The following is a 15,342-nucleotide window of genomic DNA, read 5'->3' on the forward strand; positions in this document are numbered from 1 at the left end:
AGGGCCGCAGACGGTCGCCTGCGGCCCTCGGTCATGCCGTGCTACGGGTCAGACGCCCGGCGGGACCCGGGACGGGCGGCCGCCTCCCCGCGTCAGGGAGTAGCCGAACACGCCCGCGAGCGCGGCGAGTGCGGCTCCGCCGGCGGTCCACAGCCAGCGGCTGGTCCACCACCCGGAGGACCAGCCGTCCTCCGGTTCGCTGCCGGACAGGGTGACGCCCTGGGCCGAGGCCGCGGAGACGCCCGGCACCAGCGGCTCGGCGAGCGTGCCGTCCACGTCGTGGGCGCCGCCCTGGTCGGCCGAGGTGACCTCGGTCTCGACGTGGAACGGCAGGCCCAGGTCCTCCTCGGCCAGGCCGACCACCGTCAGGCGTACGTAGTAGGTGCCGGGCAGCGGATCGGACGCCCACGGCTCGGACCAGGCGCGCACCGTGCGCAGCACGCAGGACAGCTCGACGGTGCCCGTGTCGGGCGCCGCCTTCCGCGTCTGGTGCCCGTACACGCAGGCCTGCCGGCGGCGGAGGCCGTCGTACACGTCGACCTGCCAGGTCGAGGCCCCGTGCCGGGTGGCGCTCTCCGGCAGGGTCACCTTCGCGCGGACGGTGGGGCGCTGTCCGGTGTCGCCGGGGAAGGCCCAGTACAGGTAGTCGCCGGTGGACGCGTCCGCGGTGGCCGTCTGTCCCTGCCGGACCGGAGTGGCGGTGCGGAAGGTGGTGCCCGCCTCCGTCGGCCCCGCCGCCTCGCCCTCCGACGGGCTCGCGCTCGCGGACGGGTCGTCGGCGACGGCGGTGCCGGCCGGGGTGAGCAGGGTGACGGCGGCCAGCAGCGCCCCCACGCATACGCGTCGCACGGTGTTCCTGCGGGTGGTACGCATCAGTTGGTCCTCCATACGGCGACGCGCCAACGCGAGATCCAGCCGAACAGCAGACCGGCGATCAGCCCGGCCAGCACCATGACGCCCAGCAGCCACCAGCCGCGGCCCAGGCCGAACGCGGCGGTGTCGGCGGCCTCGTCGGGTGACGTCACGAGGTCGATGGTCAGCTCGACGGGCATGCCGGGAGTGGTCTTCACCGACGCGGGCGCCGAGAAGGAGTTGCCGAGTTCGAGGCAGACGCTCTCGGCCGCGGGCTTCAGGTCCTCGTCGGAGACGTCGTCGTCGTCCCGCTCGGCCGTCGGGTAGCGCAGGCCGGAGGATATGGCGTCCGTGCGCCCCGAGCCGGACTCCGATCCGCGGACGATCTCGCGGCCGTGCGTGGTCACGGCGCGCAGCAGGACCCCGTAGTCGTTGTTCACGGCGCGGTCCGCGCCCACGCTCACCGAGGCGCGCAGTTCCTGGCCGGGCAGGACGTCCACCCGGTACCAGCGGTGCCTGCCGATCTCCTGACGGTCCGTGTAGAGCCCGGCCTTCAGCGCCGGGGCGGCGGAGCAGCTGCCCGCGCCCTCGGTCGCCACCGGGGTGACGACGGGCTCGGCGGCCCGGTCCACCAGCTGTGTGACCCGGCCGGAGAGTTCCTCGGTGTGCTGCACCGCGGTGTAGGTGCCGCCGGTGGCCTCGGCGATGCAGGTCAGCTGCTGCCGGATCTTGGCGTTCGGTACCAGGCCCAGGGTGTCGATGACCAGGTGGGTCCCCCGGGCGGCGATCTCGCGCGCGACCTCGCAGGGGTCCAGCGGGCCGCAGGTGTCCTCGCCGTCGGTGATCAGGACGATCCGCCGGGTGGCGTCCCCACCCTCGAGGTCGTCCGCGGCGCCGAGCAGGGCCGGGCCGATCGGGGTCCAGCCGGTCGGCGCCAGTGTGGCGACGGCGGTCTTGGCCTCGGTGCGGTCGAGCGGGCCGACCGGGTAGAGCTGCTTGGTGTCCTTGCAGCCGACCTTGCGGTCGTCGCCCGGGTAGTCGGCGCCGAGCGTACGGATGCCGAGCTCGACCTCCTCGGGCACCGCGTCCAGGACATCGTTGAACGCCTGCTTGGCGGCGGATATCCGGGACCCGCCGTCGATGTCGCGGGTGCGCATGGAACCGCTGACGTCAAGGACCAGCTCGACCTTGGGCGATGCGGCGGTGGGGGGTTCGTCGGCTGCGGCCGGAAGGGCCGTGCCGAACCCGGCGGCCAGGGTGGCGAGAAGAACGCACACCCCGGCCCTCAGCCGTTTTCTTGTGATCATCGCCGGATCCTATTGAAGATCCGCAGCCATCCCCAAAACGCGTGCGCCGGACGCGATTTCGGGGCGCCCCCTCATCCGCCGAGCAGCGGCTCCGACGCCCTGTCCAGCACCGATCCCACACGCTCCCAGGTCTCGGTGTCCCGCTCCACCGCTGGGAGTTCGGCGTCGTCCGACGTCGCGTTCCACCGCGCCGCGACGGCGACCGGGTCCCCGCCGCCCGCCGCGGAGGCGGCCAGTGCCGCCGCGCCGAGCGCGACCAGCTCGCCACTGCCCGGCACGATCAGGGGCCGGCCGGAGAGGCGGCGTACCGTCTCCACCCAGGTCCGGCCCTGGGCGCCGCCGCCGACCAGCCGCAGCGGCCGGCCGGCCACCTCGGGGTCGGCCGGGTCCAGGCCGCACGCCCGCAACAGCTCGTCGAGCGCCCGCAGCACGGTGTAGGCCGCCCCCTCGTACGCCGCGCCCAGGAGCTGCTGCGGCGTGGTGTCGTGCCGGAGCCCGGTCAGGAGACCGGACGAGGTAGGCAGGTCCGGGGTGCGCTCGCCGTCCAGGTACGGGAGGAGGACGGCCTCGCCGCCGGGCGTCGCGTCGTCGCGGTGCAGGCCGAGCAGCGTGGCCACCCTGTCGACGGCCAGGGTGCAGTTGAGCGTGCAGGCCAGCGGGAGGTACGTACCGTCGGCCGCGGCGAAACCCGAGAGGGCGGTGGACGCCGGGCGCGTCCGGGAGGCGGCGAAGACCGTGCCGGAGGTGCCGAGGCTCAGGACGGGGTGGTCCAGCAGCCCCGCGCCGCCCAGGCCGAGGCCCACGGCGGCGCTCATGTTGTCCCCGGTGCCGGCGGCCACGGCGATCCCGGCCGGCAGGCCGAGCGCCTCCGCCGCGGCCTCGGTCAGGGACCCGATCCTGGTCCCGCCCGTGGCGGCGACCTCCGGCAGCATCGAGAGGTCCAGGCCGAGCCTGTCCAGGAGCTCCGGGTCGTACGCGCCCGTGTCGGTGGAGTACCAGCAGGTGCCCGACGCGTCCCCCGGGTCCGTCGCCGCGACGCCCGAGAGCCGCTCGGTGAGGAAGTCGTGGGGCAGCCGCACGGCAGCCGTCGCCTCGGCGCTCGCCGGATCGTTCTCGCGCAGCCACCGCCACTTCGTCGCGGTCATGGACGCCACGGGCACCGTGCCGGTACGCGCGGTCCACGCCTCGGGGCCGCCCAGCTCGGCGACGAGCGCCGCGGCCTGCGGCGCGGAGCGCGTGTCGTTCCACAGGAGCGCGGGGCGCAGCGGCCTGCCGGACCGGTCGAGGACCACGAGCCCGTGCTGCTGCCCGGCCACGGCGATGCCGGTGACGGCGGACGCGGAGAGGCCGGACTCCTTGAGCCCGGCCGCGACGGCGTCGCACAGCGCCCGCCACCAGACCTCGGGGTCGGTCTCGCGTGCTCCGCCGTCACCCGTGACGACGTGCGGTGCGCGGCCGACGGCGAGCAGCTCACCGGTCTCGGCGTCGGTGACTGCAGCCTTGGTGGACTGGGTGGAGCTGTCCACGCCGATGACGACGGTACGCGGCGGCATGGGCTACCTCTTCTCGTGCGGTTTCCGGTGGTGCCGATTTTGGGAGTGCGACAAACAAATTACGTGATCGACGGCGTGGCGACCAGGGGTGTCCTCGTTTCGCCGTCCGGGGGGTTACGTCCACGCGGTGCCGTGTGCATAATTAATCATGTCAGTGAACAAATAGGCCCGGGGTGACGCGACGGTCCCGGACCCCCGGCAGTCGAAGGCGGACAGACGATGACGGAACGCTTCACTCCCACCCCTGCGGACAGGTTCACCTTCGGTCTGTGGACCGTGGGCTGGCGTGGCAACGACCCGTTCGGTGAGCCGACGCGTCCCGCGCTGGACCCGGTCGAGTCCGTGGAGCGGCTCGCGGAGCTCGGCGCGCACGGGGTGACGTTCCACGACGACGACCTGATCCCGTTCGGGTCCGACGAGGCGGAGCGGGCCCGGCTGATCGGCCGGTTCAAGGACGCACTGGACCGCACCGGGATGAAGGTCCCGATGGCCACGACCAACCTGTTCACGCACCCGGTGTTCAAGGACGGCGGGTTCACCGCGAACGACCGTGACGTGCGCCGCTTCGCGCTGCGCAAGGTCATGCGCAACATCGACCTGGCCGCCGAGCTCGGCGCCACCACCTACGTCGCCTGGGGCGGACGCGAGGGAGCGGAGTCCGGCGGCGCGAAGGACGTCCGTATCGCCCTGGACCGCATGAAGGAAGCCTTCGACCTGCTGGGCGACTACGTCACAGAGCAGGGCTACGACCTGCGCTTCGCGATCGAGCCCAAGCCCAACGAGCCCCGCGGCGACATCCTCCTGCCCACCATCGGCCACGCCCTGGCCTTCATCGAGCGCCTCGAGCGCCCCGAGATGGTCGGCGTGAACCCGGAGACCGGCCACGAGCAGATGGCCGGACTCAACTTCCCCCACGGCATCGCCCAGGCCCTGTGGGCCGGCAAGCTCTTCCACATCGACCTCAACGGCCAGTCCGGCATCAAGTACGACCAGGACTTCCGCTTCGGCGCCGGCGACCTGCGCCAGGCCTTCTGGCTCGTCGACCTCCTGGAGACCTCCGACTACACCGGATCCCTCCACTTCGACTTCAAGCCCGTACGCACCGACGGCATCGACGGCGTGTGGGAGTCCGCGAAGAACTGCATGCGCAACTACCTCATCCTCAAGGAACGCGCCCTCGCCTTCCGCGCCGACCCCGCCGTCCAGGAAGCCCTCACCGCCTCCCGCCTGCACGAACTCGCCCAGCCCACCGCCGCCGACGGCCTCAAGGCACTCCTCGCCGACACCACCGCCTACGAGACCTTCGACGCCACCGCCGCAGCCGAACGCTCCATGGCCTTCGAAGCCCTCGACCAGCTCGCCATGGAACACCTCCTCAACGTCCGCTGACCCACCCCCCCGGGGCACCCGGCACACCACCACCGGGCGCCCCGGACCCAGCAGGTCCCGCCGTCAGGCGTCCACGGACGCGGGCGGGGCGTACGCGACAGGGTCGGCCAGCACGTCCTGGACGACCAGCGCCGCCGCGCCCCGCGCCGCGTCACCCGCCACGGACGACGCGCGAAGCCTGCCGCCGCCCCGGGACCAGAGGCCGGACACCACGCGGTCCGTCAGCTCCGCGTCCGCGGGCGGCGAGAGCCACGGCATCAGGCCGCGGTATATCCCGCCCAGCACCACCGCGTCCGGGTCGAACAGATTGACCGCGCCGGACAGCACCTGCCCCAGCATCCGGCCGGCGTCGGCCACGGCGGCCAGCGTCACGGGGTCACCCGCCTGCGCCCGCCGCTCCAGCTCCATCACGCCCGCGGCCCCGCCCGCGCCCTCGCCGATGCCGGCCGCCCGCAGCAGGGCCGACTGGCCGGCGTACTGCTCGAGGCAGCCGCGCGAGCCGCACCGGCACTCGGGCCCGGTGGGGTCCACCACCACGTGCCCGATCTCCCCGGCGAATCCGTGCGCTCCGCGCAGCAGTTCGCCGTCGAGCACCAGGGCCCCGCCGACGCCGATCTCACCCGTCAGGTAGAGGAAGCTGCGGACCGTGTCGAGCCCGCCGAACCACAGCTCGGCCAGGGCCGCCAGATTGGCCTCGTTCTCGGACCGCACGGGCAGGGGCGCCGTGCCGGGGCGCAGACCGGCGAGCGCGCCGGCGAACAGCTCCTCGGCGGGGACCTGGTTCCAGCCCAGGTTCGGCGCCTGGCGCACCGAGCCGCCCGAGACGAGTCCCGGCAGCGCGAGTGCGGTACCGACCGGGTGGAGCTCCTGTTCCCGCGCCGAGTCGAGGGTGCGGGCGGCGATCCCGGCCGCCCGGGCCAGGACCTCCTCCGGCGGGGCGCCGCGGTTGTCCAGGTGCTCGGTCTGCCGCACCCGGCCGGTGCCCGCCAGGTCCACCACGCACACCGACACGTAGTCGATGTTGATCTCCACACCCAGCCCCGCGGGCCCGGTGCGCGCCACTTTCAGGGCCGTGCCGGGGCGCCCGGCCTGCCCGCTGAAGGTCTTGCCCGACTCGGTGACGAAGCCGCTGTCCAGCAGCTGCTCGACCAGGGAGGACACCGCGGCCCGGGTCAGCCCGACCCGCGCGGACACCCCGGCGCGGGTGGCCTCGCCGGCCTCGCCCTCGTCCCGCACGGCACGCAGCACCAGGCTCAGGTTGTGGCGGCGCACGGTGTCCTTGTCGGCCTTGGACCCCAGGGGCGCGAGGTAGCTCTTCATATCGTCGACGAGCCTATGCGATGCCCCCGGCGACCCGGCTCGCGGCAGGAGACCGGACGGCCTGCTACAGGTCCGCCGCGTCCCTCACGGCGCCCAGGTCCACGAACTTGAAGCCGGTCGCCTCCCGGCCCTCCTCGCTCCCCGACGCCGACGTCTCGTGGCCGTCCTGGACCACGAGCAGCCCGTGCGGGTAGCGCGCCCCCAGCGGCTCGTTCAGCACGGCGGCACCGTCGCACTCCTCGCTGCCGTCGAGGTCCGCCGATACGGCGGTGACACGGAAGCCGCCCTCGTACGCGTTGCCCTCGGAGATCTCGCGGTCGTACACCGCGAAGGTGTCGTCACCCTGGCCGGACGCCATGAGGTGGCCGTCGCCGCCGGACTCCTTGACGAGGGTCAGGCCCTCCACGTCGGCCGACAGCCGCTTGCCGCCGAACCCGGGGTCCGCGCCGGGCGCGCACTCCTCGGTCTCCGGGTCGTACGTCCCTGGTACGCCGTACTCGCGGACCTTGTCGACCAGGACCGGGCGCCCGTTCAGCCCGGCCGGGAGCCGCCAGATGCCGACGTCCTCCTGGCCCGCGTAGAGCGTGCCGTTCGCCGGGTCGACGACCATGCCCTCGACCTGAGGCAGCTCACCCGGCTCACCGCACGGGGTCCACGACGTGCCGCCCGGGAGCCGGAAGGACGAGGGGAGGGAGAGGGTGCGCACCAGGCGGTAGCCCACCGTGCCCGCCGCGGTCGGCCGCAGTTCCAGGAGCGCGAGGTCCGTGGTGTTGCGCCGACTGACGAGCGCGTACGAGCGTCCGGAGGAGCGGTCCTGCCAGGTGGCGAGCCCGTACGCGGTCCGCTGCTCGTTGATCTCCGCCTGGTCCGCCGAGAAGACCGGGGCGGCACCGGGATCGGTGACGTCCTTCAGCGGGCCACCCGGCTGGGAGGGATCGACGCGGTAGATCCGGAGGCGGTCGTTGCCCCGGTCGCTCACCACCGCCACGTCGGTCCGGCCGGCCGGGGTGCGGAGCCCGGTCACGAGGTCGACGTTGTTGAACCTGCCCGGCGCGTCGTCCTCCGTGGCGGCGGCCGGTGCCGGGACCGACTGGACCAGGCGCGCGTCGAGGCCGTAGACCCGCAGCCCGCCCTCCTTGGCGGTGGCCACGACCAGACTGCGCCCGGGGTCGGCGGCGTTGCGCCAGATGGCCGGGTCGTCGGCGTTGGCGTTGCCGCCGGCCTCGTCGTCGTACAGCGCGGCCGTCTCCGCCGTCGCGCCGACGGCCGGGAGCGACCGGGCGTGGGCGGAGGACAGAGGGACGACGGTGACGAGCGCCGTACCGAGGAGGGCGGTGGCCGCCAGGCGAGGGGAGCGGTGCAGGCGCACAGTGCTTCCTGTCGTGAGAGGGACATGTCCATGACTCGTCAGGAAGTGTCGGGCGCGGGAGCGGTGCACCGGTGACGTGCCCATGAGAACGACAAGGGCGGCAGGTGAATTCGCGGTGTCAGGGGTCAGGCGGCGCCGGCCGCCGGACCCCTGACACCCCTGCGGCGAGGAGTCAGGGCTTCGCGCCGCGGGCCTCGAGCATGTCCGCCATCAGCGAGATCTCCGACTCCTGCGCCCGGGCCATGCCGCCGGCCAGATTCCTGATCTCGTCCGTGCCGGCCGAACCGGCCGCCGCCCGTGCCATGTCGGCGCCCGCGCGGTGATGGACGGTCATCAGCCGCAGGAACAGCACCTCGGCGTCCCTGCCCCGTGCCGCGCGGAGCCTGTCCAGCTCGGTGTCCGTCGCCATGCCCGGCATGAGGGAGCCGTCGGACGGGGTGACGGGGTGCCCCATCCACTCCATCGGCGGCCGGTCCGCGCTCTTGGGCCTGCCCCAGGACTCCAGCCAGCCCAGCATCATGCCCCGCTGGTTGGCCTGCGTGTTGATGATGTCGTAGGCGAGCCGCCGCACGGCCTCGTCATCGGTGCGGTCCCGCACGAGGAACGCCATCTCCACCGCCTGCTGGTGGTGGACCGACATGTCCCGCGCGAACCCCACGTCCGCCGAGCTCTCCTCGGGAGCCGCCCCGGAACCGGACGGGGAGGCGGCCGAGGGACGTACGACCATCAGGAGCACGAGCCCCACGGCCACCACGAAAACCAGGGCCCCGGCCCACACCAGTGAGCGGGGAGCCCGCGCCGACGCGGTCACCCGGCGACCCCGCCGGAGCAGGCGGCGCCCGGCTCGGGGGTCTGCGCACCCTGGACGTACTTGGTGAAGAACTGCGCGACACGCGCGTCGGTGGCGCTCTTCACGGTGAGCTGCTTGCCCCAGGCGCTGAGCATCAGCGGGTCCTTCTGGTCGGCCTTGGGGCTCATCAGCGAGTAGGGCGTCTTCGCGACGCGCTCGGAGAGTGCCTCGACGTCGGCGTCCTCCGCCTTGTCGTTGTACGTGACCCAGACGGCGCCGTGCTCCAGGGAGTGGACCGCGTTCTCGTCCGGTATCGCCTCGGTGTAGACGTCGGCGTCGCAGTTCATCCAGACCGGGTCGTGGTTCCCGCCGACCGGCGGGTTCATCGGGTAGTCGACGGGCGTCTGGACGTGGTCCTGGGTCAGGTCGTCCCAGGACTTCTCGCCGGTGACCGGCGAGGTCCTGGCCTGCTCCTCGGCCTTGTCCTGCTCGTCGGCGGCGGACATCAGGTAGCCGCCCCCGGCGACGAGGCCGGCGAGCACGACGACGGCCGCGGTGATGGTGACGACGCGGCTCCGGCGCTCGCGGGCCCGCTCCTTGCGGCGGGCCTCCTCGAGCTTGGCGCGGCGCGCGGCGGCGGGGGTGTTCCGGTTCTTGGCGGAAGCCATGTCAGGTCCTCGGGATCGGCGGATCGCGTGCGCACGGGGCGCGACGCGGGGAAGGGGCACACGGAAAGCCGCCTCCGGCGCATCGGCTGCGCGGGGGACGGACCGGGTGGGCCTAGATCCGCTGGACCTGGAGACGCAGTCGGTCGACGGCGTCCACGCTGTCGTCGGAGGGGCCGCGGATGGCGGCGGCCCCGGTGAGCGGCGCGGTCCGGTACGCAGCCGAGGGGCCGGGCAGGGCGACGGGAGCGGGGTGGCCGGGCAGGACGACGGCCGCCGAATGGTCCGGCGTCCCGTGGCAGGAGCTGCCGATACCGCGTTCGTCGGGGGCGTCGGCCACGACGACCGACACGACCGCTTCGGGCACCGGGGTGAAGGCCCGGGCCGCGCTCCCGGAGGGTGCCGCGGCCGGGGTCGCGGCCGTGGCGGCGGGGGAGCAGCAGAGGAAGACCGCCATGAGCATCAGCGCCCAGCCCAGCGCGACGGGCAGGCCCATGCCGCTCCGTCGCCGGTCCGTCCGTGCGCTTGCTCCGGTCATCGCCGCCATCGTAGATGGTGTGTGAACCTTCAATGAGTTCGGGCCCACAGCTTGGCGGGATAGTGTGCCCCGGTGACGACGCAATCGAACGTACCTGCGGGCTGGCACCCGGACCCCCACGGCGCGCCCCAACTGCTGCGCTACTGGGACGGCTCCCGCTGGACGGAACACACGCACCCGGCGGAGGGGCAGGCGCCCGCTCAGGCCCAGGCACCCGCCGCTCAGCCGCAGGCGGCGCCTCAGCAGAACGCCCCGCAGCAGCACGTGGCGCCCCAGCAGCAGGCGGCGCCCCAGCAGTTCGCCCCCCAGCAGTTCGCCCCCCAGCAGGGCGTTCCGGCGCAGGGTGTTCCCCAGCAGGGTGCCCCGGGCGCCGGATCACTCTTCAACCAGCAGGTCCTGGTCGTGAACCAGAAGGCCAAGCTGATCGAGGTCACGAACGAGTACCGCGTCTTCGACCAGCAGGGCAACACCGTCGGTTCGGTCGTCCAGGTCGGCCAGAGCGCGCTGCGCAAGGTGCTCAGGTTCGTCTCCAGCATCGACCAGTACCTCACGCACCGCCTGGAGATCCGCGACGCCCACGGGCAGCCGCAGCTGCTCCTGACCCGGCCGGCCAAGTTCATCAAGTCCCGGGTCGTCGTGCAGCGCCCGGACGGACAGCCCGTCGGCGAGATCGTCCAGCAGAACGCCATCGGCAAGATCAATTTCGCCATGACGGTCGACGGACAGCAGGTCGGAGCGATCAAGGCCGAGAACTGGCGCGCCTGGAACTTCGCCATCGTCGACCACAACGGTGCCGAGATAGCCCGGATCACCAAGACGTGGGAAGGCCTGGCGAAGACCATGTTCACCACGGCGGACAACTACGTGCTGCAGATCCACTACCAGCTCCCCGAGCCGCTGCTGAGCCTCGTCGTGGCGACGGCCCTGACCGTGGACACCGCACTCAAGCAGGACGCACGCGGCCTCGGCTGAGCTCCCGGACGAGCGGACCGGCGTCCGGCAGTATGGCGGGCATGCCGATACTGGTGCCCCCTCACATCCCGCCCGGACGGCTCTCCTCGTCCCCGCAGCCGTCCCTCCCCGTCGAGGACGGTCTGCTCCTGCGGCCCTGGTGTCCGGCGGACGCGCCGGCCGTCCTGTCCGCCTTCTCCGATCCCACGATCCAGCGGTGGCACATGCGCAGGGCCGACTCCGAGGAGGAGGCCGCGTCCTGGATCGAGCAGTGGACATCGGCCTGGTACACCGAGACCGACATCCACTGGGCGATCGTCCGGCCCGGCACCGAAGGGCGTGACGAGGTGCTCGGGCGGATCGCGCTGCGGGGCCTGATCCCGCAGGTCGGATACGCCGAGTGCGCCTACTGGGTTTTGCCCGCCGCCCGGGGCCGGGGTGTCGCGCCCCTGGCCGTCGGCACGGTGCGGCGATGGGCCTTCGACGAGGGGACGGGCTTCGAACGCCTCGAACTCGTCCACTCGTTGGTCAACGAGGCTTCCTGCCGCGTCGCGGCCAAGGCCGGGTTCCCCCTCGAAGGCATCCGCAGACGGGGAAACCTGCACGCCGACGGATGGCACGACATGCATGTCCACGCCCGCGTCCGGGGCGACGGTCAGCCCGGCTGAGTGTCGCCCCGCTCCGCCTCCGCCATCCCGGAGAGCACCCGTTCGGCCACCGCGAACGCCGCGTTCGCCGCCGGCACCCCGCAGTAGACCCCCGTCTGCAGGAGCGCGGCACCGATCTCCCGCGGGCTGAGCCCGTTGCGCACCGCCGCCCTGACGTGCATCGCCAGCTCGTCGTGATGGCCGTGGGCGACCAGGGCGGTCAGCGTGATCAGGCTGCGCTCGCGCCGGGACAGCGTCGGGTCCGTCCAGATCTCGCCCCAGGCGTAGCGGGAGATGAACTCCTGGAACGGGGCGGTGAATTCGGTGGTCGCCGCCTGCGCCCGGTCCACGTGCGCGTCGCCCAGGACCTCGCGGCGCACGGCCGTCCCGCTCCCGCGTTCCCGGGGCGCGAAGTGGGCGCGCAGCGCCTCCCGTACGGCCTCCGGGCGCTCGGCCGGAGCCAGGTGGGAGGCGTGCGGCAGCTCGGTCAGCGCGGCGCCGGGGACGGCGTCGGCGATCTCCCGGGCGTGCGAGGGCGGCGTGGCCGGATCCTCACGCCCGGCGACGACCAGGGTCCGCGCCCGTACCCCGGACAGCCCGGACCGCAGGTCGTAGTCGGCGAGCACGTCGCAGCACGCGGCGTACGCCGACGGATCGGTGGCCAGGAGGTCGTCGAGCAGCCGGGGTTCGGTGAAGCCGGGCGTGAACCAGCGGCCGGCCGCGCTCTCCGCGACCTTGCCGAGCCCCTCGGCGCGCACCAGCGCGGCCCGCTCCCGCCACGGCCCCGGGTCGCCGAAGTGGGCGGACGAGCAGACGACGGCCAGGCGGTCGACGCGTTCGGGGCGGTGGACCGCGAGCCAGAGGCCCACGGCCCCGCCCAGCGACACCCCGGCGTACGAGAACCGCTCCAGCGACAGCGAGTCGGCGAGCGCCAGGACCAGCTCACCCAGGTCGGCGATCCCGGCGCCCGGGCCGATGAGTCCGGCGGGCGACCCGCCGTGCCCGGGGAGGTCCCACCGCACGACCCGGTGGGCGGCGGAGAGCTCGGGGGCGACCCCGTCCCAGAGCGCGGTGGAGGTGCCGAGCGACGGGCCGAGCAGGAGCGGGGGAGCGTCCGCCGGTCCTTCGGCGCGGTGGTGGAGGAGGCGGTCGGGTGTCATGGTCATCGGCGCTCCAGGGCGCGGTCGGTGAGGGGCCCGGCACAGCCGGTGTACCGGGCGGGGTCGGTCAGTTCGGCGAGGTCCAGGCCGTCGAAGGCGGGTTCCCCCGCGAGGATCCCGGCGAGGGACCTGCCCTCGTCGCGGGCCAGGGCGGCGGCCTCGGTCAGGATCTCCTTGGCGCGGGCACGGCCCACCCGCCCGGCGGCGACGGCGGCCAGCCGCTCCGAGACGATCAGTCCGCCGGTCAGCCCCAGATGGCTTCGCATGGCCGCCGGGAACACCCTGAGTCCCTCGATGAGTTCCGCCGCGTCCCTCGCGGCGCCGCCGGCCAGGCGCAGCAGGTCGCGCAGCGGCTCCCACTCGGCGTGCCAGGCCCCGGCGGGCCGCTCGTCCTCGGCGGCGAGCGAACCGAACAGCGTGGCCGCCGCCCCGGGCGCGCGGCGGGCCGCCGCGGCGATCAGGGTGGCGCGGACCGGATTGGCCTTGTGCGGCATCGCGGAGGATCCGCCGCCGGACCCCTCGGCGACCTCGGCGATCTCGGTGCGGGAGAGCGTGAGCACATCGGCCGCCACCTTGCCGAGCGCACCCGCGGTGAAGGCGAGCGCTCCGGCCAGGTCGGCGACCGGGGTGCGCAGGGTGTGCCAGGGCAGCAGCGGCTCGGCCAGGCCCAGTTCCTCCGCGTACGCCGTGACGAGCGCGAGTCCTGCTGTGCCTCCCTCGCCCGTGGGGAAGGCGGCCAGTGTGCCCGCCGCGCCGCCCAACTGGACGGGGAGCGTGCCGCGCACGGTCGCCACCCGGTCCCGCGCGTCGAGCACCAGCGACCGCCAGCCGGCGGCCTTGAGACCGAAGGCCGTCGGTACGGCGTGCTGCGTCAGGGTGCGGCCGGGCATCGGTGTGTCGCGGTGCTCCGCCGCCAGCCGCTCCAGCGCGCCGGCGGTCCGCCCCAGGTCGTCGAGGACGAGTGCCAGGGTCCGGGAAGCCACCAGCATCGCCGCCGTGTCGAGGATGTCCTGGCTGGTCGCACCCCGGTGGACGAAGGGCCGCACCTCCTCGCCGACGGCCGCCGTCAGGGCGGCGACCAGCGGGATCACCGGATTGCCGCCCTCCCGCGCGCGCAGCGCCAGCTCCCGTACGTCGAAACGGTCCGCGTCCGCGGCCTCGGTGACCGCCCGCCCCGCCTCGGCGGGGGCGAGCCCGGAGGCGGAGCAGACCCGGGTGAGCGCCGCCTCGGCGTCCAGGAGTGCCTGCAGGAAGGCGTGGTCGCCGGTGGCGGCCTCGGCCGCCGAGCCGGCCCGCCCGGGGGCGAGGAGCCCGGCGTCGCTCTCGTGCATCAGCTGAACTCCAGGAAGACCGTCTCGCCGTCGCCCTGGAGACGGATGTCGAAGCGGTAGGTGCGGGCGTCCGTGCGTGTCGCGACCAGTGTGGCGCGCCGTTCCGCGTCCAGCGACCCCAGCAGCGGATCGCCCGCCTCCGTGCCCTCGTCGAGCAGATCGGGGAGGTAGACCCGGGTGTAGAGGTGGTGGACCAGACCGCGGGCGAAGACGGCCGCACAGATGTAGGGGGCCCCGCCGGGCCGGAGTGTACGCACGAACCAGCGTCCGGCCGCGTCCGTGGGCGCCCGGCCGAACCCGGTGAAGTCCACGCCGTCGCGTCCGACGACCTTGCCCGTCGCGGGGTCGTGGCGGAGCGTTCCCGGGAGGCCGGCGCGTGATCCGTCGGGCGCGGGCTGCCAGGTCTCGACGATCGCGTCGGGCACGGGGTCGCCCCGGCCGTCGAGCACCCGGCCGTGCACCGTGACCGTGCCGGGGTGCCCGGCCGGGGCGACCTCGCTGCCGCCGGGGAAGGGCAGCGCGTAGCCGTAGAAGGGGCCCACGGTCTGGGAGGGGGTCGGGGCGTGGGACATCAGGCGTCGCCTTCTTCCTCGGTCCAGGTGGCGCACGGTCCGTCCAGGACGATGTCCCAGCGGTAGCCGAGGGACCACTCGGGGACGGACAGGTCGTGGTCGTACGCCGATATCAGCCGCTCGCGTGCGGCCTGGTCGGTGACGGAGCGGATGACCGGGTCGTACGGGAGGAGCGGGTCACCCGGGAAGTACATCTGGGTGACGAGCCGCTGGCTGAACGACGTGCCGAACAGCGAGAAGTGGATGTGCGCGGGACGCCAGGCGTTGGTGTGGTTGCGCCACGGGTAGGCGCCCGGCTTGACGGTCGTGAAGGAGTAACCGCCGTCGTCGTCGGTCAGGCAGCGTCCGAACCCCGTGAAGTTCGGGTCGAGGGGCGCGGGGTGCCGGTCGAGCTGGTGGGCGTACCGCCCGGAGGCGTTGGCCTGCCACAGCTCGACGAGCTGGCCCCGCACCGGCCGGCCTGCCCGGTCCAGCACCCGGCCGGTGACGGTGATCCGCTCCCCGAGGGGCTCGCCGTCGTGCTGCGCGGTGAGGTCGCGGTCCAGTGCCGTCACGTCCGTGACGCCGAAGGCGGGTCCGGACAGCTCGACGGCCTCCGGGTCGCGCACGGGGACGAGGGAGCGGCGGGGGTGGCGGAAGTGGCTGCTGCGGTACGGGGGGTAGTCGCGCGGCGGGTGGTGGGCGCCCGGTTCGGCCGCCGCCTGGGCCCTGGCCACCTCGGCGTCGATCTCCTGCTGGGTCAACCCGTCGGGCAGCGGATGTGCGGGAAGGTCACGTGCGGTCATGTCACGGCTCCGTGAAGTGCGGACAATGCTCAGTGCACTGAGTAAAATGCGATGGTCATGAAGCTACCCAGGGCTTGCTGTTGTGGTCAATACCCTCAGTACACTGTGTATCT

The 15,342-nt window shown here is 73.6% G+C and carries 15 protein-coding genes; 3 read left to right on the plus strand and 12 right to left on the minus strand.

All coding sequences use genetic code 11. The features are described 5' to 3' along the window. Positions 1–48 precede the first annotated feature (48 nt). The 3 genes from OG488_RS32410 to xylB form a co-directional block, all read right to left on the minus strand. Positions 49–873: a hypothetical protein gene (locus tag OG488_RS32410; RefSeq protein WP_329235593.1), complete on the minus strand. Its 825-nt coding sequence runs from the start codon at positions 871–873 to the stop codon at positions 49–51. Continuing rightward, positions 873–2,159, minus strand: coding sequence for a VWA domain-containing protein (locus tag OG488_RS32415; protein ID WP_329235596.1), 1,287 nt, complete (start codon positions 2,157–2,159; stop codon positions 873–875). Before OG488_RS32415 ends, OG488_RS32410 begins: the two co-directional genes overlap by 1 nt. A 71-nt stretch (positions 2,160–2,230) precedes the next feature. Next, entirely contained in the window at positions 2,231–3,712 is a 1,482-nt protein-coding gene (xylB, locus tag OG488_RS32420; RefSeq protein WP_329235600.1) for a xylulokinase, read from the minus strand. 219 nt (positions 3,713–3,931) lie between these two features. On the opposite strand from xylB, the gene xylA reads away from it, so the two are divergent. After that, positions 3,932–5,101, plus strand: a complete 1,170-nt coding sequence (xylA, locus tag OG488_RS32425; RefSeq protein WP_329235603.1) for a xylose isomerase — start codon at positions 3,932–3,934, stop codon at positions 5,099–5,101. A 63-nt stretch (positions 5,102–5,164) separates the two neighbouring features. Here xylA and OG488_RS32430 read toward each other — a convergent pair whose 3' ends face one another. From OG488_RS32430 to OG488_RS32450, 5 genes are all read right to left on the minus strand, one after another. Further along, positions 5,165–6,421 carry an ROK family protein gene (locus tag OG488_RS32430; protein ID WP_329235606.1) on the minus strand — a complete coding sequence of 419 codons (1,257 nt, stop codon included), beginning with the start codon at positions 6,419–6,421 and terminating at the stop codon, positions 5,165–5,167. A gap of 64 nt (positions 6,422–6,485) precedes the next feature. Then, entirely contained in the window at positions 6,486–7,790 is a 1,305-nt protein-coding gene (locus OG488_RS32435; RefSeq protein WP_329235609.1) for a phytase, read from the minus strand. Between the two features lie 172 nt (positions 7,791–7,962). Next, on the minus strand, positions 7,963–8,601 hold the full coding sequence (locus OG488_RS32440) for a DUF305 domain-containing protein (RefSeq protein WP_329235612.1): 639 nt from the start codon (positions 8,599–8,601) through the stop codon (positions 7,963–7,965). After that, a complete protein-coding gene (locus OG488_RS32445) occupies positions 8,598–9,248 on the minus strand; it encodes a DUF3105 domain-containing protein (RefSeq protein WP_329235615.1) in 651 nt (216 codons plus the stop codon). The genes OG488_RS32440 and OG488_RS32445 overlap by 4 nt, the downstream gene beginning before the upstream one ends. A 112-nt stretch (positions 9,249–9,360) precedes the next feature. After that, on the minus strand, positions 9,361–9,792 hold the full coding sequence (locus tag OG488_RS32450; RefSeq protein WP_329235617.1) for a hypothetical protein: 432 nt from the start codon (positions 9,790–9,792) through the stop codon (positions 9,361–9,363). Between the two features lie 63 nt (positions 9,793–9,855). On the opposite strand from OG488_RS32450, the gene OG488_RS32455 reads away from it, so the two are divergent. Both OG488_RS32455 and OG488_RS32460 read left to right on the plus strand, forming a co-directional pair. Then, the gene (locus OG488_RS32455) at positions 9,856–10,755 is read left to right on the plus strand and encodes a phospholipid scramblase-related protein (RefSeq protein ID WP_329235620.1); all 900 of its coding nucleotides are present in this window, start codon (positions 9,856–9,858) and stop codon (positions 10,753–10,755) included. A 41-nt stretch (positions 10,756–10,796) separates the two neighbouring features. Further along, positions 10,797–11,402, plus strand: a complete 606-nt coding sequence (locus OG488_RS32460; RefSeq protein WP_329235623.1) for a GNAT family N-acetyltransferase — start codon at positions 10,797–10,799, stop codon at positions 11,400–11,402. Here the strand turns inward: OG488_RS32460 and pcaDC are convergent. From pcaDC to pcaH, 4 genes are read right to left on the minus strand one after another with little or no spacing between them, the layout of a single operon-like run. Next, positions 11,390–12,547, minus strand: coding sequence for a bifunctional 3-oxoadipate enol-lactonase/4-carboxymuconolactone decarboxylase PcaDC (gene pcaDC / locus OG488_RS32465; RefSeq protein WP_406465573.1), 1,158 nt, complete (start codon positions 12,545–12,547; stop codon positions 11,390–11,392). The genes OG488_RS32460 and pcaDC overlap by 13 nt on opposite strands. Continuing rightward, positions 12,544–13,872 carry a 3-carboxy-cis,cis-muconate cycloisomerase gene (gene pcaB / locus OG488_RS32470; protein WP_329235627.1) on the minus strand — a complete coding sequence of 443 codons (1,329 nt, stop codon included), beginning with the start codon at positions 13,870–13,872 and terminating at the stop codon, positions 12,544–12,546. Before pcaB ends, pcaDC begins: the two co-directional genes overlap by 4 nt. After that, positions 13,872–14,444: a protocatechuate 3,4-dioxygenase subunit alpha gene (gene pcaG / locus OG488_RS32475; RefSeq protein WP_329235630.1), complete on the minus strand. Its 573-nt coding sequence runs from the start codon at positions 14,442–14,444 to the stop codon at positions 13,872–13,874. Before pcaG ends, pcaB begins: the two co-directional genes overlap by 1 nt. Then, on the minus strand, positions 14,444–15,229 hold the full coding sequence (gene pcaH, locus OG488_RS32480) for a protocatechuate 3,4-dioxygenase subunit beta (RefSeq protein WP_329235633.1): 786 nt from the start codon (positions 15,227–15,229) through the stop codon (positions 14,444–14,446). The genes pcaG and pcaH overlap by 1 nt, the downstream gene beginning before the upstream one ends. Between the last annotated feature and the right edge of the window lie 113 nt (positions 15,230–15,342).

The organism is Streptomyces sp. NBC_01460 (assembly GCF_036227405.1).
Classification (GTDB): domain Bacteria; phylum Actinomycetota; class Actinomycetes; order Streptomycetales; family Streptomycetaceae; genus Streptomyces.